This is a genomic window from Treponema sp. JC4 (genome assembly GCF_000260795.1).
In the GTDB taxonomy this organism is placed as follows: domain Bacteria; phylum Spirochaetota; class Spirochaetia; order Treponematales; family Treponemataceae; genus Treponema_D.
Genome location: NZ_AJGU01000002.1, coordinates 160,120 through 177,974, shown reverse-complemented (window position 1 = coordinate 177,974; position 17,855 = coordinate 160,120). Strand labels below are relative to the sequence as shown.

17 protein-coding genes and 1 tRNA gene are annotated in these 17,855 nt (G+C 40.4%); 6 read left to right on the top strand and 12 right to left on the bottom strand.

Going from position 1 to position 17,855, the window contains the following annotated elements; all coding sequences use genetic code 11:
* Positions 1 to 116 precede the first annotated feature (116 nt).
* Both MSI_RS01970 and MSI_RS01965 read right to left on the bottom strand, forming a co-directional pair.
* Positions 117 to 1,454 (bottom strand): hypothetical protein, encoded by a 1,338-nt coding sequence (locus MSI_RS01970; protein ID WP_009103115.1) that lies wholly within the window; start codon positions 1,452 to 1,454, stop codon positions 117 to 119.
* 20 nt (positions 1,455 to 1,474) lie between these two features.
* Complete coding sequence (locus tag MSI_RS01965; RefSeq protein WP_009103113.1) at positions 1,475 to 2,050, bottom strand: TP0733 family outer membrane beta-barrel protein; 576 nt, start codon at positions 2,048 to 2,050, stop codon at positions 1,475 to 1,477.
* A gap of 114 nt (positions 2,051 to 2,164) precedes the next feature.
* Between MSI_RS01965 and folD the strand changes: the two genes are divergently transcribed.
* Genes folD through MSI_RS13750 form a run of 3 tightly spaced genes read left to right on the top strand, consistent with a single transcriptional unit; the run spans position 2,165 to position 4,424 of the window.
* A complete protein-coding gene (gene folD, locus MSI_RS01960; protein ID WP_009103111.1) occupies positions 2,165 to 3,037 on the top strand; it encodes a bifunctional methylenetetrahydrofolate dehydrogenase/methenyltetrahydrofolate cyclohydrolase FolD in 873 nt (290 codons plus the stop codon).
* Positions 3,037 to 3,699 (top strand): HAD family phosphatase, encoded by a 663-nt coding sequence (locus tag MSI_RS01955; RefSeq protein WP_009103109.1) that lies wholly within the window; start codon positions 3,037 to 3,039, stop codon positions 3,697 to 3,699. The genes folD and MSI_RS01955 overlap by 1 nt, the downstream gene beginning before the upstream one ends.
* Positions 3,696 to 4,424: a phosphodiester glycosidase family protein gene (locus MSI_RS13750; RefSeq protein WP_009103107.1), complete on the top strand. Its 729-nt coding sequence runs from the start codon at positions 3,696 to 3,698 to the stop codon at positions 4,422 to 4,424. The genes MSI_RS01955 and MSI_RS13750 overlap by 4 nt, the downstream gene beginning before the upstream one ends.
* Positions 4,425 to 4,484: 60 nt before the next feature.
* On the opposite strand, the gene MSI_RS01945 is transcribed toward MSI_RS13750, so the two are convergent.
* The 5 genes from MSI_RS01945 to MSI_RS01925 all read right to left on the bottom strand — a co-directional run bounded on the left by MSI_RS01945 (position 4,485) and on the right by MSI_RS01925 (position 7,912).
* Positions 4,485 to 5,531, bottom strand: a complete 1,047-nt coding sequence (locus tag MSI_RS01945) for an SPOR domain-containing protein (RefSeq protein ID WP_009103105.1) — start codon at positions 5,529 to 5,531, stop codon at positions 4,485 to 4,487.
* 34 nt (positions 5,532 to 5,565) lie between these two features.
* Positions 5,566 to 5,973: a LapA family protein gene (locus MSI_RS01940; RefSeq protein ID WP_009103103.1), complete on the bottom strand. Its 408-nt coding sequence runs from the start codon at positions 5,971 to 5,973 to the stop codon at positions 5,566 to 5,568.
* A gap of 514 nt (positions 5,974 to 6,487) precedes the next feature.
* A tRNA-Cys gene (locus tag MSI_RS01935) sits at positions 6,488 to 6,559 on the bottom strand.
* A gap of 280 nt (positions 6,560 to 6,839) precedes the next feature.
* Entirely contained in the window at positions 6,840 to 7,364 is a 525-nt protein-coding gene (locus tag MSI_RS01930; protein ID WP_009103100.1) for a hypothetical protein, read from the bottom strand.
* A 2-nt stretch (positions 7,365 to 7,366) separates the two neighbouring features.
* Positions 7,367 to 7,912 carry an NUDIX domain-containing protein gene (locus MSI_RS01925; RefSeq protein ID WP_009103098.1) on the bottom strand — a complete coding sequence of 182 codons (546 nt, stop codon included), beginning with the start codon at positions 7,910 to 7,912 and terminating at the stop codon, positions 7,367 to 7,369.
* Between the two features lie 126 nt (positions 7,913 to 8,038).
* Between MSI_RS01925 and MSI_RS01920 the strand changes: the two genes are divergently transcribed.
* Positions 8,039 to 9,460, top strand: coding sequence for an ATP-binding protein (locus MSI_RS01920; RefSeq protein ID WP_039923953.1), 1,422 nt, complete (start codon positions 8,039 to 8,041; stop codon positions 9,458 to 9,460).
* 66 nt (positions 9,461 to 9,526) lie between these two features.
* On the opposite strand, the gene MSI_RS14635 is transcribed toward MSI_RS01920, so the two are convergent.
* The 3 genes from MSI_RS14635 to MSI_RS01905 form a co-directional block, all read right to left on the bottom strand.
* Entirely contained in the window at positions 9,527 to 10,465 is a 939-nt protein-coding gene (locus tag MSI_RS14635) for a hypothetical protein (RefSeq protein ID WP_009103095.1), read from the bottom strand.
* 248 nt (positions 10,466 to 10,713) lie between these two features.
* Positions 10,714 to 11,346 (bottom strand): hypothetical protein, encoded by a 633-nt coding sequence (locus MSI_RS01910; RefSeq protein ID WP_009103093.1) that lies wholly within the window; start codon positions 11,344 to 11,346, stop codon positions 10,714 to 10,716.
* A 192-nt stretch (positions 11,347 to 11,538) separates the two neighbouring features.
* Positions 11,539 to 11,919, bottom strand: coding sequence for a hypothetical protein (locus MSI_RS01905; protein ID WP_009103091.1), 381 nt, complete (start codon positions 11,917 to 11,919; stop codon positions 11,539 to 11,541).
* Positions 11,920 to 12,074: 155 nt separating this feature from the next.
* Between MSI_RS01905 and MSI_RS01900 the strand changes: the two genes are divergently transcribed.
* Positions 12,075 to 13,424, top strand: coding sequence for an aminopeptidase (locus tag MSI_RS01900; RefSeq protein WP_009103090.1), 1,350 nt, complete (start codon positions 12,075 to 12,077; stop codon positions 13,422 to 13,424).
* Positions 13,425 to 13,623: 199 nt separating this feature from the next.
* On the opposite strand, the gene MSI_RS01895 is transcribed toward MSI_RS01900, so the two are convergent.
* Together MSI_RS01895 and MSI_RS01890 are read right to left on the bottom strand one after the other, a co-directional pair.
* Complete coding sequence (locus MSI_RS01895; protein ID WP_009103089.1) at positions 13,624 to 14,565, bottom strand: SUMF1/EgtB/PvdO family nonheme iron enzyme; 942 nt, start codon at positions 14,563 to 14,565, stop codon at positions 13,624 to 13,626.
* A gap of 60 nt (positions 14,566 to 14,625) precedes the next feature.
* Positions 14,626 to 15,651 (bottom strand): magnesium transporter CorA family protein, encoded by a 1,026-nt coding sequence (locus tag MSI_RS01890; protein WP_009103087.1) that lies wholly within the window; start codon positions 15,649 to 15,651, stop codon positions 14,626 to 14,628.
* A gap of 170 nt (positions 15,652 to 15,821) precedes the next feature.
* Here MSI_RS01890 and MSI_RS01885 point away from each other — a divergent pair, with 170 nt between their 5' ends.
* The gene (locus tag MSI_RS01885) at positions 15,822 to 17,852 is read left to right on the top strand and encodes a type II secretion system protein GspD (protein WP_009103084.1); all 2,031 of its coding nucleotides are present in this window, start codon (positions 15,822 to 15,824) and stop codon (positions 17,850 to 17,852) included.
* Positions 17,853 to 17,855 lie beyond the last annotated feature (3 nt).

Below are 17,855 nucleotides of genomic sequence, written 5' to 3'. Positions count from 1 at the left end.
CTATTGGACTGGTCGCTATCGCGACCATCACAATCAAAGTGTTTTTGAATCGCAGCCTGCGCCCTCCCGCGATTTTTGCATTTCCCAAGGTTTAAAATTTCGTTACAACTTTCAGCTTACTCGCGGTTCCAGTTTCCGCGGCTAGGGTAGTAAGACCACAAACCTACGCTGCTGTAGGAAACGGCGGTTGAGGAACCGGTGCCGCAGAAGCCGATTGAAGCGTAGAGGGCACTTGCAGTTTCATCTTCGGCTGGGTTTGCGTTCAAGAGTGAGAATACAATGTAGCCTGAAGAAATCTGAGATGCAGCGTTTGTTGAGAAGTCTGTTGTTCCTGTTGGTACACCGCTTGAAAGATATGAGTGGGTAATTCCGCCTGAAGTTGAACTTGAGTAAGCAGAAGTGTTACCCATACCAATCAAAATTGAGTCTGCACATACAGCAAGAGCGCTGATATTGTGGCTGGCACTGATTGAGCCTTTTGCAGATGTAGCTGTAAAGTCATTGTTGTAATAAAGTGTTGAACCTGAGCCCCAGTAAACACAATCTGGTTCTGTGTAGGTTAAGTTTGAAGCAAGGTCTGTGTAAGTCATGTCTGTATATTTTTCATTAGTTACAGCTGCTGCCCCAGTGAAGAAATTTGTCTGATTATTAAAATATGCAGCAGAACAAACATTGATGCTTGTATATGATGTTGTTACAGAACCTCCGCTCCAAGTTGTAGGCATTGTTGTTAATTCTTTTACACCATTTTCTGCGTCTGGATCTACTTCATAATAAACCGGTTTCTGAATTTCGCTTGTGCTGATTTTTGATTTTGTTGCATAGTAAGCACCATATTTTCCGCTTCTTACATAAACTTTGCGGTTTGCTGGATTAATGCTGTTTGTGCTGAAAATACAGAAGGCAGAATAATAATATCCGGAGCTGCTGTTTTTATATACCTTAAAAATCTGTCCGGCAGTTTCTGAAGTAGAGGTATTAATGCATTTCCATGAAGGATCAGAATTCCAGTCGGAAATTTCTGCAGTCCAGAGTTTTACGTATTTTGGAGCAACCGTACCTTCATCATTATCATCAAAATAAACGCAGGTCAAAAGGTAAAGGTGAGTTTTGTCAGCAAGAACCTGAATAATCTGCTCACCGTTATGACTTGTAGCATAATAATCATAAGAGTGGAGGCTGAAAGGAAGGTAGTCGTAAGTAGACCATGAACCGTGACTGCGGTTTGAAGCAAGCTTATAGCGGAGACCACCGTCAGCATTGCAGACAAGATATTCTGTTTTATTGCTATCCTGCAAAGTATAGCGGGTAATCTGATTTATTGTTCCAGAAACAGTAGCATCTTCAGATTCTACGTCCTGGTGAATTTCATAAAAAACAGCATTGTAACAGCCTGCGAAAAAGAGGGAAGAAGCAAGTAGAAGTGCGCCAAAAATATTTTTAAGTTTTTTCATAATTAAGTCCTGTAAAATGATTAGAAGTGGTAGCGTGCTGCAAGAGAGGCGGTTTCAAACCATCCGTGAGTATAATCTCCGCGGGCTTTTTCAACAGACCACATTACAAAGGTTGTTAAACCAAAAGACCAGGCTTCTGTAAAACGGTAGAAGGCACCAGCTTCTGCTTTAATTGTAAAGGCAGGGAAGTAGGTTGCGTTTGCCCAGGTGTGGTCAGCAATACCCATTGTAAGGAAGATTGGGAACTCAAACTTTTTGACTGTCGGCTGGAACATTACACCAAAGGTGATTGGAACCATGAACAAAGCCTTGTTACCAATTGAGAACTCGCTTGAAACCGAAATTTCGCCTCCAAGAGCAAGCCACTGGTTCAAAAATCTGTAGTAACCGATTGTAGCCTGAACACCAGGCCAGAGTTTGTCTCCAAAATTGAGCGGGAAAATTGCTCCAAGTTCTATTTTCAAAAACTGATCACCAGGACCGTTCTGTAAGTATTCAAAATCATCTTCGTAGATATCAGGACCGTCGTCTTCCTGTGCAAAAACAGCGCCCGCAAAAATCGAAAGAACTAACAGTAGAGAAATAATGCGTTTCATAGGGTTTCCTTTTACTTTTATATGGATATTTTATTTAAAAAATTTTACTATGCTACATCATATAGATTTTAGCGATATTTATCAATTAAACAGAGTTGTGGAGAAAAAGTTACTATGAGTGCTGTAATTATTGACGGAAAACAGGTTGCTGCTGATGTTCGCGCTGATGTTGCAAAAAAAGTTAGCCAGCTTAAGGAAAAGGGAATTGCTCCCTGCCTTGCTGTAATTCTTGTTGGCGAAAATCCTGCCAGCGTAAGTTACGTTACCGGTAAGCAGAAGGCTCTTGCCGAGGTTGGAATGGTTGACCGCAGCGTTCATCTTCCTGAATCAACTTCTGAAGAAGAACTTCTTAAACTGATTGACCAACTTAATGCCGACTCTAGCGTTCACGGTATTCTTGTTCAGCTGCCACTTCCAAAGCATATTAATGAAGATAAAGTAATTATGGCAATTAAACCGGAAAAAGATGTAGACGGTTTCCACCCTGTAAACGTAGGAAATATGCTGATTGGCCGACCGGGCTTTCTTCCTTGTACACCGCACGGAGTAATTGTACTTCTTCGTAAGGCTGGAATTGAAACCAGCGGAAAGCACGCAGTAGTAATTGGTCGCTCAAATATTGTAGGTAAGCCTGTTGCAGCACTTCTGGCCCGCAAAGACGTTAACTGCACTGTTACAATGTGCCACACAGGAACTAAAAACATGGCAGAAATTACCCGCCAGGCAGATATCATTGTTGTAGCCAGCGGCCGCCCTCACACCCTTACCGCCGATATGGTAAAAGACGGCGCTGTTGTAATTGACGTAGGCGTAAACCGTATTCCGGATGCAAGCAAAAAATCAGGCTTCCGTCTTGTAGGCGACTGCGATTTTGATGATCTGAAAGAAAAAACAAGCTTCATCACCCCAGTTCCAGGCGGAGTAGGGCCAATGACAATTGCAATGCTTATGCAAAATACTCTTGAGAGTGCCGAAAGAAGACTGTAATGATTAAAGCAGTAATTTTTGATTTAGACGGCACTCTCATAGATACGGAAAAATACTTCCGCATCTGCTGGCCCAGGGCATTTGAGCATTTTGGCTATACTCTTACAGACGAGCAGGCACTTACTCTCCGTTCCCTTGGCCGCCCTTATGCTCCTGAATACATGAAAGAACTCAGCGGTGACCCGAATTTTGACTACAAGGCAGTCCGCTCTTACCGCGAAAAACTTATGGAAGAAATGATTGCCGAGCGTGGTCTTCAGCTCCGTCCCGGCGCAAAAGAAATCCTTGCCTTCCTTAAGGAAAATAAAATCCTTCGTGCAATTGCAACTGCTTCTCCAATAGAACGTTCAATGCGCTATCTGGAAAAGCTTGGCATTGATCAGGAGTTTGATAAATTTATTTCTGCTACAATGGTTGAACACGGAAAGCCAGCCCCAGATATTTATGAGTATGCCTGCCAGAAACTTTCCCTTGCGCCTTCTGAATGTCTTGCAGTTGAAGATTCTCCAAACGGAGTGACCAGTGCCAGCAGGGCAGGCTGTAAGGTTTGCATGGTGCCGGATCAGGATCAGCCGGATGCTGATTTATGCAAACTTCTTTTTGCAAAAGTTCCGTCACTTACTGAAATTGCAGAGGTTATTATAAAAGAAAACAGTTTATGAGAAGGATGATAAAGCCGGGCAAAGCGCTGCGGGCAGTTTTCTTTATATTTCTAATTCTCTTAATTTCGTCCTGCCGTACAACTCAGCTCCAGTTCTCTAAAAATTCACAGACTTCAGCGTCATATACAATAGAAAAAATCGACCTTACATCTGCAGATTTGCAGATTATGACAAATGGGCCTGACTTTAAGCTTGTAAGTCCCCGGGCTTTTGCAAGGCAGAGCAGGGCGGAGATTGTAATTAATACCCTGCCTTTTAAGAAAGATGGAAAGCCCGTCGGGATTTTGATTGATGACGGGAAAGTTTATTCTCCTGCCGTAAAAAAATATGCTGCCCTTGCATTTTACAAGGAAGAAAGCGGCTTTCGGGCAGAGATTTTTGACAGCCAGGAAGAAATAGATTTGAGTGAAGGAAAACTTCCTTATATTGCCGTCGGCGGTTTCTGGACAATTCTCCGGGATGGGAAAAAAAATGACTTTATTGACCATAAAGATTACCGCATAGCCGTGGGACTTTGCGACAGCGGAAAAACTCTTTTAATAATGTGCGCAAAAAAAATGTCTTATGGTGACTGCGCAGAGATTTTTCAGGAATTAGATGTGGAAATTGCCATGCAGTTTGACGGCGGTCACTCGGCTCAGATGGTTGTAAACGGTGAAAAGGCGATTAAAGCACCCTTTAGAAGAAAGGTTCCGGTGGTGCTGGGTTTTAGGGCGAAGCCTTAGGCGAAGGGGTAGCGGAAGACAGCTTGCTGGCTGGAGCGAGGGGAAGGCTTTCCCCTTACCTTATTCTACAACGTAACACTCATAACCGTTATTTCTCAGTTTATCTGCAACCGAGCCGTCCGGGTCATTTACCAGAACAAGATAATATGTTGTGCCGCTGGAGCGGGTTTCGGAAGTTACATAAGAATTAAAGCCTTTTTTATTTACTTCGCTAGAAAGAGCGTCTGCATTACTCTGGGTACGGAAAAGTCCCAGCTGAAGTTTAGAAGCCGTAGAGCTGGCAGCAGCGCCGGCATTTTTAGCAGCATCTTTTACAGACTCCGGCAGGGCGAGGGAAATTGCCCCGTTACCGTCTGCATTCTGCTCATCTTTTGGAAGTTCTGCCACAGCGTAACTTCCGGTGCCCTGCTCGGCAACTCCCTTTTTAGGAACAAAGAACCAGAAAGGGGTAGGAAGCAGCTGAACATCGCCGTTTACAACTGCCGCTTCCATAGATTTAGGATAGCGGCCGGTAATTTCAACAGAATAAGATTTGTCACCGGTAAGATACCAGAGGGTCAAAAGAACTGCCGGCTGAACATAACTCATGCTTTCCATTCCGCGGTAGGCCTGCAAAAGAAGAATAGGCTCCTGCAAATCTTCTGCAGTCTGGGCGCGGCAAAGTTTACTCCACTGGGAATACAATTTGATATAAGCCTGAACCCGGGGATTTTTAGAATTGCGAACGGCAGAATTAAGATAGGAATCTGCAGTGTCTGCATCTCCGCCGCTAAGGGCACAGCGGACTGCATCCAGAACCAGCTGTTCGTTAGATTTTTTAGGCATGTCTTCGGCATCCAGGGCTGCAATAGAAGCTGCCGAAGCGTAAGAAATCTGAGCATCGCCGTAAAGGGAAAGCTGTTCCTGCAGCGATGCCATAAAAATATAAACCGCGCGTCTTTCGCTTGGTTCAGTAATTTTTGAAACCTGATTTTTAAGGTAATGAATTGCCTGATCAACGTCCTGTTTTCGGGCAGCTTCGGCAGTAACGTTTTTAGCCTTAAGTTCCGCTCCGAACAGATTCAAAACTGCAAGAAAAGCAGCAGCAGTTGCAACAAGTTTTTTCATATTTTCCCCTCAAAAACCGCCGGACTGGCCGTAATTATTTTGACATGTTCTGCAAATCGGCAGCAGACATTTCCAGAGTTTTATTTGCGTCCTCCGGCTTTGCCTTTTTAGATTTAGAAGCCTTTGCCTCTTTTGCTGCAATTTTAGCTTCTTTTTTGTCGTTCTTTTCCTGAAGCTTGCGCTCTTTTTCCTCTGCCTTCTGAACCTTTGTTTTGGCAGCCTGAACTTCCTTTTCTTCATCCGACTTTCTCAGGCGGGCAAAAAGCACGCACAAAAGCGAAAGTACAATTCCCGAGCCAAATGCAATAAAAACAAGAATTGTTACCGGCAAATCTGTATAAGTCTTAAAAAACCAGAAGGTGCAGACATTTGAAATATTATGACCAATAAATACCGCCAGAAAAACAACCAGCGCAAGAATAAAAATCAAACTTACTACCATATTATTATTGTAAGTAATCGCGCAAAACTTGTAAAGGCAAAAAGAAAGCCGGCAACAAAAGTTACCGGCTTGATATATATAATCATCACGGGGCTTTGCCTCTGCGTGATGGAAGAGACGAGTTTTAGGGCGTGCCCCTTCGGGTCGCGCTATCCGCGGTTCCGCTGTCGCTACATTCCTGCAAACGTCGTAATCTGTCCTTCAACTTCCAAACTGCCCTTACGTTTGCTTAACTTTTGCATGCAAAAGTTATTGGGCATTTTTTCTGTTTGCACGAACGCTTCGCGCCGCTACTATCGCTCACGCGGGCTTACGGTGTAATTTTTTTTACAAGGTAAAAAATGCGATTTGCAATTGTAAGAATTTACCAAAGTAAAAATATATTCTTCCAATTGTAAGGCTAAATCTACTCGTCCAAAAAATAAATATTTTTGCGAGCAAAAATATTTATTTTTTGCCTTATAAGATCAAGAATAAAAAAGACAGTCCACTGGACTGTCTTTTTTATTCTCTCAGGTGTGGATTGGAGTCGAACCAACCAATGACGGTTTTGCAGACCGATCCCTTACCGCTTGGGTACCACACCAAAACTGTGTTGTTACTATATCAGTTAACGAAAGTCTTGTCTAGGGGCTCGTGGTGTAAAATAGTAATTTTATCAAAATAAAACTGAAATATTTTAAGAGAAACTGGGCGGAGGGAGTTAAGCATGGGGCAAAAACATTCTGTTTGTGGAGCGTCGCGAAAGCGACGAACTCTATAGTTTCTTTACCACAAACAGCATGTAATAATAAAGCGTGATACACGCTTTATTTACGTTTTGAACCATGCTTTACGACCGCAAGCCCATTTTGTAGTAATCATATTTAAGCTTTTAGTTCAGGGCGTTCTGTGAAAATTACTTCCAGCACCTTATGGCAGAGCTCGGCAGAAGGGAAAATCAGGTTTACAGTGCCGCGGGATTTTGTTTCTACCACAAGCACGTTGGCAGGGTAGTTTTTCTGCTCTTCCGGGGGTAGCTGTAGAATTGGGAAAACGGCTATGTCGTCATAAAGGACAATTTCTGTGTCCAAAAGTACAGCGTTCTGCCAGGCTCCGCAGAGAGTTGCTACAGAAAAAAGTCGGGCTACAAACTCAACTCCAAGAATGGCAGTTCCGCAGAAGGCAATATCAACAAAAATAGAAAAGTAGCGGGTTTTAATTACAAAAACAAGAACTACGCACAAAAGAATAATTGCAGCACCCTTAAAGAAGGTTCGCTTTTTAGTTGGAATTGCAAAAAGGCGGCGGCCGGCACGCAGCATAAGGGCTCGACGGCGAAGGGGAATTGTCAAAAGCAGAATAAACATTGCACAGTAGGATGCAAGCAGAATAATAGAAATAATATCCATTTTTAGCCTCTCTTAAAAAAGTCTTTCAGCGCATTACGGGTAGAAACAAATGCCAGTGGAAGTTCTTCAATCTGTTCAGCGCTTGTAATTTTCTGAACAACAACCTCTTCTACTTCACTTTCCTGGGCATTCAGTTTTTCAGCAAGTTCTTTTAAGCTTCCGCTGCCGGAAAGCTTTGCCGTAAAAAACATATCGCAGGTTTTGTAGGTAATTTTTTTGTATTCGTAGGTGTTTGGGTAAGAGCCAATATAGCGGATATCTGTAACCTGGGCGCCAATTTCTTCGCGGCATTCGCGCTCAACAGCTTCTTCTGCACTTTCGTCTGCATCAATAAAGCCGCCCGGCTGAGTCCAGAAGCCCTTCTTAGGTTCCTTTGCGCGTTTTTCAAAAAGAAAATTATTTTCGTCATCAAAAATCAGAACGCCTACCGAAGCTGCCACATTGCAGTAAAGGTCAAAACCGCATTCCGGGCAGAACCATTTGCGGTCATTTTTATTCTGAATATTTTTACTGCCGCACATAGGACAGAGCTTGAAGTCATTTTTCATAGGGCTAGTATAGCGGATTTTTACGAAAGTGGGCAGATGAAATTTTTTTGTTGAAGAAGGAACAAGTAAATGATATTATATACTCTAGAGTATATTACTTTAAAGTATATTACTTAGGAGTATATAATGATTAATCCAGAAGATTTTTTTATAGGTCGAAACGTAGAACTTGCATTATTAGAAAAACTTTATGCTTCAAATAAATTTGAAATGCTGATTATGCACGGAAGGCGCAGGGTAGGAAAATCGTATTTACTCGGTCATTTTGCTGGTATTCACCCCAAAAATGTAGTTTACTTTACAGGCGATAAATCTTCAGAAAAAGCAAATGTTCAGAATTTTTGTGAAGAACTGAATAAGGTTCTTAATGCCGGTGAATTTTTAAAGGCTTTTGAAAAGTGGAGTGATGTATACTCTTTTATAAAAAATACTGATTTTTCTGAACGCCTGGTTATTATAATTGATGAATTTACTTATCTTTATAATTCAAATCCTGCTTATGATTCAGGACTTCAAATTGCCATAGATACAATTCTTAGAAAGAAAAATATTTTTCTTATTTTATGTGGCTCTGAAGTGTCTGTAATTGAAGATATAATAGATAATTCATCAAAGCCTCTTTATGGACGAAAAACTGCTGAATTAAAGCTCTTTCCTTTTTCTTACAAAGAGGCAAGGGAGTTTTTTCCTAATTATAATAATGAAGATGCTGTTACCGCATATTCAATTCTTGGCGGAATACCTTTTTATCTTTCTCTTTTTGATGACAGACGTTCTATAAAAGAGAATATAATTACGCATTGTCTTTCTACAACAGGAGTTCTTTTTAATGAAGTTGAAACGCTTCTTAGAATGGAACTGAAAGAAACTTATTTCTATAAAAACATAATGCTGGCTATAAATGCCGGTGCTTCAACTTTTAGCACAATAAAAGATAAGGTTGGCGAAGAAGCTTCAAAAATTTCAAAATATCTGAATGTTTTATGCAATCTTGGTTTTGTAAAAAAGGAAATTCCCTGTGGAGAAAAGCAGAACAGCCGGAATACACTTTATTCTATATGCGATAATTATATTTCCTTTTATTTTATGTTCATATTTAAAAAGCAGAATATGTTGAACGGACTTATTTCTCCGGAACTTTATTATGAGCGTGAGCTTTCAAAAGAACGGCTTAATACTTTTATTGGCCACCGCTTTGAAGGTATTTGCGAAGACTGGCTTCGTTCACAGTTTTATGATGGAAAAATGCCCTTTTTTGCCGAAGAGCTTGGCCGCTGGTGGGGCAATAACCCTGTTCTAAAAAAGCAGGAGGAAATTGATCTTCTTGCCCTTGATGATGAAAACGCCGCTATCTGCGAATGTAAATATACTTCTGAAAAATTTGATGAAAAGCAGCTTTCAGATTTAGAAGCCTCTGCACTTTGCATTAAACGCTCTAAAAAATATTTTATTATTTTTTCCAAAAACGGCGTTACCAGCGGTGTAGAAAACAGAATAAAAGACCGAAACGAATATTCTGTAGTTACCCTTGATGATATGATGAAATAAAAAAAACAGGTGGCTGAAGGAATTCAGCCACCTGTTTCCTATAATGAAAGTACAGTAATTGATTTATTAAAGATTTAGATTTTCTACAAAAATAAGTTCATTAATTTCATAAAGGTCTTTTCCGCTATATGCATATATCTTAGACATATGTCCCATTTCAGGAACATTTGCTTTAATAGTAACAAAGCCATTATTATTTGTGAATGTACAAGCAAAAGAGGAATCTTCTTCTCCATCTTCCTTAAATGTTATTGTTCCTGTTCCATCCTCGTTTAATACTATATCACTAGATCCACCTGTGTAAGTATATGTAAAAGTTGCATAAAGTTCTTTACCATTCATTCTTTCAAATATTTTAGCTGTATAAAGCTTACTATTGCATCTGACGATACGGTCATAACCGTAGATATCGAAATTATTTTTTGCTTTTTCAAGACTATCATTCTCATAACACATGTTGTCTTTAAAAGTATAATAGTTCCATTCACCATCGCTTTTGTACATAAAAATTTTATTGTCTAATTCAGTATCATTATATTTAAGTATTTTTACAGTAGTTTTTGCTGCAATTGTTTTTGTTTCAGATGTTGATTCTGCTGTAACTGTATTTCCTGCTCCATCATACAAAGTAATGACACCATATCTAAGTACACCAGTATATTCATTTGTGCCATCATTATATGTAATTGTAGTTCCGTCTTTGCTAATTTTTACAGATTTGTTGCCGTATTTCATTATTACAGAACCGTCTTTTGAAACAGTTATTGTATAAGTTGCTGTATCTGTTACTATCTCTGATTCAATAACTTTCCCATTTTCTGTTTTATATCCATAAGGTATACCTTCTATAGTAAAAGTCTTTGTTGTAACAGTAGTAGTAGCAGTAGTTGTTGTTGTCGCAGGAACATCGTTACTATCATCACTGCTGCCATTCGAGCAAGAAGCAAAACCAAATATAGTAGCCAAAGCGGCTACGGCCAGACAAAGTTTTAAAAACTTTTTCATTGAATAAACTCCTGTGATAAGAATAATTTTATCAATTTCTTATCTAAAAACTACTCTACAAAAAAAAAGTGGTCGGTCAATTTTGTAACTGGGAATTTAGAAATATAACAATATGTTATTTAAACAGAAGAAAAGGTCGCGGTGAATATTCTGTTGTTACGCTTGATGATTTGATGGAATAAAAAATGCCACACGGATTTGGTCGTCCTGACGGACTCCGTGTGGCAGTGAAAACTGGTATTAAATTATTATTTCACAAGATTCAGAGTGTATGTGCCATAGCCTTCGGCAACTTCTGTCAATACGTCGCCGGAAATTGTTGCAGTAATATTAATACCAACATTCCAACTTGCAGTAGAACCTGAGACTGCATAATCTTCCAGCGCATTTGCATACGTTCCATCGCCATTATCAAGTCCTGCAAATACCTTTGAATCAGAAATAAATGCGATGAAGATTTTTTTATTTTCTGAAATAAATGCTTTTCCGGCAAAGCTATTATTTGAACCTGAAATCAATTTAAGAGTTGCATCATCTACAGTCAAAGTTGTTCCTGAAAGAGATGCTGTCTTATTACCATCAGCAGTTACTTTTCCGTCTGATACAGAATAATTAATAATTTTATATTTATAATCTGATGAATTTCCTTCAACAAATTTTCCGTAAAACAATTGAGATTCAGAAATAAAAGAGAAAACTGCTGTTCCATCTTCGGAAGCAAATGTTTTTCCTTTGTAATCAGCTGCAGTTAGTGTTGTAGTTGTTGTAGCAGCCGGTGTTGTAGCTGTTGAATCATTACTGCTGTCATTCGAGCAAGAAGCAAAACCAAACATAGTAGCCAAAGCGGCTACGGCCAAAGCAAGTTTTAAAAACTTTTTCATTGAATAAACTCCTGTGATAAGAACAAAATAAGTAATTTCTTATCAAATACCACTCTACAAAAAAAAGTAGTCCGTCAATTTATGAACTGAGGTTTTGAAAACATAACAAAATGTTAAAATTAGATCAGGAATCAATTTTAGCAAAAAAAAAAGCCGGCGCTCAAAATGAACAACCGGCTATTGTCAGGCAGATTATTTATCTTCGTTTCTGATGTGCTGTGTAAGCTGAATTGAAAAGCCGGAAGGCGAAATTAAAAGGCAGGATTTTGAAGTAGAACTTTCAACGGTGTGGTCTCCGCTAGGATTTTTGAAACCGCGTGATGTCAGAAACTGATAAGCTTCATCAAAATCTCGAACATTCATTCTCATTGTTGTCATATCCTGCTTCATGGATTCTACGCGCGCAACATCCACATGAAAACCGTTTGGATCTGTCATTCGAACGCTGGAAATATCTTTTCCGTCTATGTTGTTTTTCTGGTGACGGCGTTCGAAGCCCATTTCTTCAAATAATTTAATGATTTCATCTGCATTCCGTGAGAGAATCATTGGATTAAAAGTCGTAATTTCCATTCTGTTACTCCTTATAAAAATTATAGCATTCAAAATTTTTGGCTGTCAAATTTTTTGCTTTACGATGTTTTTCTTCTTTCTGTTGCCCTATTACATATTTTTTTCTATATTAATAATACATACTGGCAAATAATTACTTATATATAGAGGACAAAATGAACGAAAAACTGATTGAAGATTACAAAAACTTTCTTGATAAGGGAAAAACAGAGCGCGAGTGCGTTCAAGAAATAATTAAACTGGCTCAGGCTAAGGGCTACAAAGATATTTCGGAATTTGACTCGCTTAAAAAGGGCGATAAGGTTTACATTACAAAAATGAACAAGGCTGTGGCGCTTTTTGAAATTGGAAGCGGCAGCATTGAAAAGGGAATGAATATTCTTGGCGCTCACATTGATTCGCCTCGCCTTGATGCAAAACAGAACCCACTTTACGAAAAAGACAACATCACATATTTGAACACCCACTACTACGGCGGAATTAAAAAGTACCAGTGGACAACTCTTCCGCTTGCAATTCACGGGGTTGTCTGCAAAAAAGACGGTACTCTTGTAAATGTTGTAATTGGTGAAGATGAGTCTGATCCAGTTTTCTGCATTTCTGATATTCTTCCTCATCTTGCTCAGGAGCAGGTTCAGAAAAAGGCTTCTGAGTTTATTACCGGCGAAGACCTTGATTTGATTATGGGTGCCTCGGTTCCTGTAAAAAAAGATGCTCCAAAAGATGAAAAGAAGGACGCAAAAGAAAAGAGCAAAAAACTTGTTCTTGAGCTTTTGAAAGAAAAATACGGAATTGAAGAAAATGATTTTAATTCTGCCGAGCTGGAAATTGTTCCTGCAGGAAAAGCCCGAGATCTTGGACTTGACCGCTCTATGATTCTGGGCTACGGACAGGATGACCGTTCCTGTGCCTTTACTTCTTTGGAAGCCCTTCTGGATTCTCAGGCTGGCGAGCGCACAAACTGCTGCCTTTGCGTAGATAAGGAAGAAATTGGAAGTGTTGGCGCAACTGGTATGGCAAGCAATCTTTTTGAAAATATGGTTTCAGAAATTATTGCCCGTACAGAAAAGTCTTACAGCGAACTTACTTTGCGCCGCTGTCTTGCAAACTCAAATATGCTTTCCAGCGATGTAAATGCTGCTTACGACCCAATGAATGCCGGTCTTTATGATAAGGAAAATGCCAGCCTTTTGGGTGGCGGAATTGCCTTCCAGAAATTTACAGGTAGCCGCGGAAAATCTGGTGCCAGCGATGCTAACCCAGAGTTTATTGCAAAAGTTCGTGCTGCAATGGACGGAGTAAACGTAAGTTACCAGATGGCTGAACTTGGCAAAGTAGATCAGGGTGGCGGCGGAACCATTGCCTACCACGCTGCAAAATACGGAATGAATGTTCTTGATGCCGGCGTTGCCGTACTAAGCATGCACGCCCCATGGGAAATTACCCACAAAGAAGACCTTAGCCAGATTTATGAAGGCTATAAGGCATTCTTAAAGATTAACTAGACTGAAAGGAAGGGAAAATTTGAAAGTTTCCCTTCCTAAAAATGCTGTCGCGGAGAACCATAATTTGCTCCGCCAGCTTTTCGCTCGCCGCAAGCTACGCTTGCTCTGTAGGCAATCTTCCGCGTTGTGTGCCCCTCATCGCGAAAAAAGCGTCGCAAATCATGAACCCCCGCTACGCATTTTTTGCTAATGTAGTTTTCTATAATTTTGGATTTTCCTTTACCGTACAAGCTATCCTGAATCCGAAGTAGTCGTAACATTCGTTTGGGTCAAAGCTGTAGCGGTCGCCGCAATAATTGAACATTGTGTATTCGGAAAAGCTGCCGCCGCGGCTTACACGCTCGTAGCCGCTTTTGGCTCCGTAAATATCATCCTGATTATATGGGGCAAACCAGTCCCAGCAGAATTCAAGCACGTTTCCGCACATATCAAAAAGACCTGCATTGTTGGCATTTCCTGTAGCGGGTTCGCTTATATTTTCCGGGTCAAAAGGAAGGCCTGCTGTTCCAACAGTGTGGGTAGAATCGGCATTTTCAGAAATCCAGGCATATAAAAGGCCTTCATCTGCATAATCTTCTTTTGGTAAAACAGTTCCGCTTATGGTGTCTCCGTCCTGAAAGCCTGAATGGGTTCTGCGGGCAGCGTATTCCCATTCTGCTTCGCTAGGAAGTCGGAAACCGTCTTTTTCCCAAAGACATTCTGCAAGGTCGCAGGAAGCAGTGTCGCTTGAATCGCGGATTACGCTTCCCTTGTACTGGTAGCAGGGAGTACGGCCCTGAATTTCGCTAAGGGCATTACACCAGACAATGGCATCGTACCAGCTTATCATAGTAACCGGCTGGCTGGAATTTTCTTCGTTTGGAATGGCAGCCCGGCGGCCAAGAGAACCCGGCTGACCAGGATTTTCAAAATTATAGCCTAAAATTTCTGCCTTAGTGCGTATTTCGTACCAGAGGGCGTAAGTGGTTTCAAATTTATTAATGGAAAAAGGTTTGAGCTCGCGGACTGCAACCGTAGACTGGGTGTTCTGCCCCTGAACGTATGAGAGCCCGGATTTAAATGTTACAAGACTGATAGGAGTAAAGGCAAAGAACATAGAAGCGCAAAAAATCAGCGTTATAAAACAGATAGTTTTTTTCATACTTTTTAACCATTCTATAACCTTTTATTTAAAATGAATAGATGTAAAAAAGTTACAGAACTAGCGGCCTTTTCTTGCTTTTGAATTACTCTTGCGCTGCTTTCTCTGTTGCTTGCGGCGGGCACGCAGACTTCTAAGCGATTCTTTATTTACATTAAGGGCAAGAATTGTAAGAACAACAGAAATTACACAGCAGATTGTAATGTAAACAATTGGAATATAGCCTGCCAGGTGATCAAAAGGAAGCTTTACGTTCATACCAAAGTAGCTTGTTACAAAGGTAGGAGACATCATAACAATGTTGATGATGGCAAGCTTTTTCATAACGTTATTCAGGTTGTTAGAGATGATAGAGTCGTAGGTATTCATTACATTAAACATAATGCTTGAATAGGTGTCTGCCATTTCAATAGCCTGCTTGTTATCAATCATAACGCCTTCTACAAAGTCCAGATCTTCTTCATCAAACTTAATAAGGCGGGTGTTGCGCATTTTCTGCAAAAGAAGCGAATTACTTTTGAGCGAAGTAGTAAAGTAAACCAGAGATTTTTCAAGGCTCATCATCTGCATAATTTCGCGGTTTTCAATTTCAAGCTTCATTTCGTTCTGAATACCAGTCGATCGGCGGTTTATTTCCTTAAGGTAACGAAGGAAGTTCAAATTTGCGCGGTTTAAAATCTGGGCAATAAAAGACGGAAAGTCTGTAAGGCGGACGTTACGAACCCGGTTGGCACCAAAGTCTTTTAAAACTTCGCTGTCTGTCCAGCAAAGGGTGATGATGGTTTTTCCTTTAATAATGATTCCGACCGGCACTGTAAAATATGGAGTTTCTGCAGAAGGGTCATAAACCGGAACACGAACAATGGTAAGGATATAGCCAGATTCACCTTCTTCTATACGAGAAAGTTCATCCGGGTCAAGAATATCCAGAATGTGATCCTGTTCAATTTCGTATTCCTGCTGGAGTACATCGGCTTCGTCGCTGTTAACGTTGCGGGCGTCAATCCAGAGCGGTTTAGACTTTTGAATTTCGTCCTTTTTTACTTTTAAGAAGCGTCCGTTTTCCTGCTGCCAGTAAGTAATCATAAATAAAAATTATAACGAAAAAAGCCTGACAGGGCAAACAAAAATAAAAATCTGTCTACATGTATAGTAAAAATCTGAAAATCCGCAAAAAATTTAAAAAATTTTTCAAAAATTTTGTCAAAACTGCAAAGTCTGGGGGAGTGTATAGAGTGTGAGGTTTTGAAAGTTTTATGAAAAAGTTTATTGGATTTTTGCGCCTTCTGTTTTTGAGCTGCATTTTCTGCGGGGCTCTTTTTTCGGCAGAGGCAAAGGGGAAGTTTTTCAGCTGGGATTTTACCGACTGCACAATTAAGGATGTTCTTTTTGCCGTCAGTATGGATGCGGGAATTCCCATTCTTGCTGATGATACTGTCAGCGGTAAGTGTGACTTGCGTTTTATTGGTAATGATTTTGAAAAGGCTTTCGGGGCATTTTTAGAGTCTAACCGTCTTTATGTTGAAAAACAGGAGGATTTATGGACGGTGAGTCGTTTTAAATTTGAGGCCCTTGAAGGTCTTTATAATCTTGATGCCTGTGATATTCTGCCTTCTGTTTTAATTGAAAAACTCAGCCAGAAAATTGAGTCTTCCATTACTTTTGACAGCCTGCCTACAGAAAAAATCAGTCTGCATTTTAAGCGGCTTTCTGAAAAAGAACTGATGGAAAAACTTGCAAAAAGTCTTGGTCAGTATGAAGTACTTTGCGGAACTAATAGTTTTCATTTTGCAAGAAAAAAGGAGGCTGCCGGTCGCCGTCAGTTTGATTTTGAAGGCTTTGTAGGGATTTCCAGAAATCAGGATGAAACTTACGAGGTTAATATCAGAGATGGGAAATTTTCTGATATTCTGGAAAGTCTTTTTGAAGGGGAAGAAGGAAAAAACTACTGTATTTTGGGAAACGCTGATGCAAAAATCCAGCGTTCAGTTTTTTGCGGCAAGAGTTTTGATGATACGCTTTTAAAGCTTTCAAAACAGGGCGGTTTTTCTTATGTTCTTTCTGATGAGGTCTATTATTTTATTGCTTCTTCAAATACTAAAAATGAACTGATTTCCGGTCAGCGTAACTGGGAACGCTTTAATCTTAAATTTGTAAAACCGGAAGCTTTTATTTCCATCATGCAGTGGCAGCTTGGCAAAATCGAAAACTTTGTTCTGCCAAATCAAAATGCCTTTTATGCCCTTGTAAGCGAAAAAGAAAAGACGACCTTGCAAAAACTTATTCTCGATACTGACGAAAAGCAGACAACTTATCTTGTAAGTCTTAAATATCTTCACCCTGATGAAGTACTCAAGCACCTTCCGCCGGAAGTCAGCAAGGAAAGTCTTGTGCTTGCAGATGATAATTCCTGCCTTTATTTTACCGGTACAGAAGAAGCCTACAAAAATCTTTGCAGCCAGCTTGAGCTATGTGACCGGCCTGTTCAGAGACTCAGCTATGACCTTCTGATTTTGCAGTATGACGAAGGAAAGCAAAATGACTGGAGCCCTGTTTTTAATGCAGACAAGATGAGAATTGGTGACAGAACAGCTGCATCAGCCCTTTTGGGGAGTGTAATGAATTTGAATATGAATGTGGTCGGCACCTTTGGAATGACTTTTGCAGCCAGCCTCCAGAATTCAATTGAAGAAAACCGCACAAAAGTTTTTGCGGATACAACCCTGCATGGTGTTAGCGGTAAAAAAATCACCTTTCAAAATACCAATACTTACCGTTACCGGGACAACAACCTTGATCCAGAAACCGGAAAGCCTGTTTATTCAGGCGTAACGAGGGAAATTACTTCTGGAATTAAGCTTGAAGTGCTTGGCTGGGTCAGTGGAGACGGAATGATTACAAGTACTGTAACTGCAAGCGTTTCACGGCAGGGAGTCGATACTTCATCCTCTACCGGGAACCCGCCTCCAACTACAGAAAAAATTGTCACGACTGAGGTAAGGGGAAAAAGCGGTGAACCTGTAGTTTTGAGCGGGCTTATTCAAAACTCGGATACAAAGGAAGTAAAAAGAGTTCCTCTGATTTCAAAATTTCCTCTGCTGGGCTGGCTTTTCAAAAAGCAGTCAAAAATAAAGGAAAGCAGCCAGATGGTAATTTACCTGGTTCCCTGTCTTGAAAACGAAAAAAAATATGCGGCTAACGAAAAGCAATACGACAGGGAATGGGCGCTTGAAAGAATAAAAGGACTTTCTGCGTATGTTGAAAAAGCTGCTTTGCTGGAGGGCTGATTT

Excerpts from the sequence above, each read along its gene's own strand:
- MSI_RS01970 (WP_009103115.1), bottom strand. The coding sequence starts at position 1,454 with ATGAAAAAACTTAAAAATATTTTTGGCGCACTTCTACTTGCTTCTTCC.
- MSI_RS01965 (WP_009103113.1), bottom strand. The coding sequence starts at position 2,050 with ATGAAACGCATTATTTCTCTACTGTTAGTTCTTTCGATTTTTGCGGGC.
- folD (WP_009103111.1), top strand. The coding sequence starts at position 2,165 with ATGAGTGCTGTAATTATTGACGGAAAACAGGTTGCTGCTGATGTTCGC.
- MSI_RS01955 (WP_009103109.1), top strand. The coding sequence starts at position 3,037 with ATGATTAAAGCAGTAATTTTTGATTTAGACGGCACTCTCATAGATACG.
- MSI_RS13750 (WP_009103107.1), top strand. The coding sequence starts at position 3,696 with ATGAGAAGGATGATAAAGCCGGGCAAAGCGCTGCGGGCAGTTTTCTTT.
- MSI_RS01945 (WP_009103105.1), bottom strand. The coding sequence starts at position 5,531 with ATGAAAAAACTTGTTGCAACTGCTGCTGCTTTTCTTGCAGTTTTGAAT.
- MSI_RS01940 (WP_009103103.1), bottom strand. The coding sequence starts at position 5,973 with ATGGTAGTAAGTTTGATTTTTATTCTTGCGCTGGTTGTTTTTCTGGCG.
- MSI_RS01930 (WP_009103100.1), bottom strand. The coding sequence starts at position 7,364 with ATGGATATTATTTCTATTATTCTGCTTGCATCCTACTGTGCAATGTTT.
- MSI_RS01925 (WP_009103098.1), bottom strand. The coding sequence starts at position 7,912 with ATGAAAAATGACTTCAAGCTCTGTCCTATGTGCGGCAGTAAAAATATT.
- MSI_RS01920 (WP_039923953.1), top strand. The coding sequence starts at position 8,039 with ATGATTAATCCAGAAGATTTTTTTATAGGTCGAAACGTAGAACTTGCA.
- MSI_RS14635 (WP_009103095.1), bottom strand. The coding sequence starts at position 10,465 with ATGAAAAAGTTTTTAAAACTTTGTCTGGCCGTAGCCGCTTTGGCTACT.
- MSI_RS01910 (WP_009103093.1), bottom strand. The coding sequence starts at position 11,346 with ATGAAAAAGTTTTTAAAACTTGCTTTGGCCGTAGCCGCTTTGGCTACT.
- MSI_RS01905 (WP_009103091.1), bottom strand. The coding sequence starts at position 11,919 with ATGGAAATTACGACTTTTAATCCAATGATTCTCTCACGGAATGCAGAT.
- MSI_RS01900 (WP_009103090.1), top strand. The coding sequence starts at position 12,075 with ATGAACGAAAAACTGATTGAAGATTACAAAAACTTTCTTGATAAGGGA.
- MSI_RS01895 (WP_009103089.1), bottom strand. The coding sequence starts at position 14,565 with ATGAAAAAAACTATCTGTTTTATAACGCTGATTTTTTGCGCTTCTATG.
- MSI_RS01890 (WP_009103087.1), bottom strand. The coding sequence starts at position 15,651 with ATGATTACTTACTGGCAGCAGGAAAACGGACGCTTCTTAAAAGTAAAA.
- MSI_RS01885 (WP_009103084.1), top strand. The coding sequence starts at position 15,822 with ATGAAAAAGTTTATTGGATTTTTGCGCCTTCTGTTTTTGAGCTGCATT.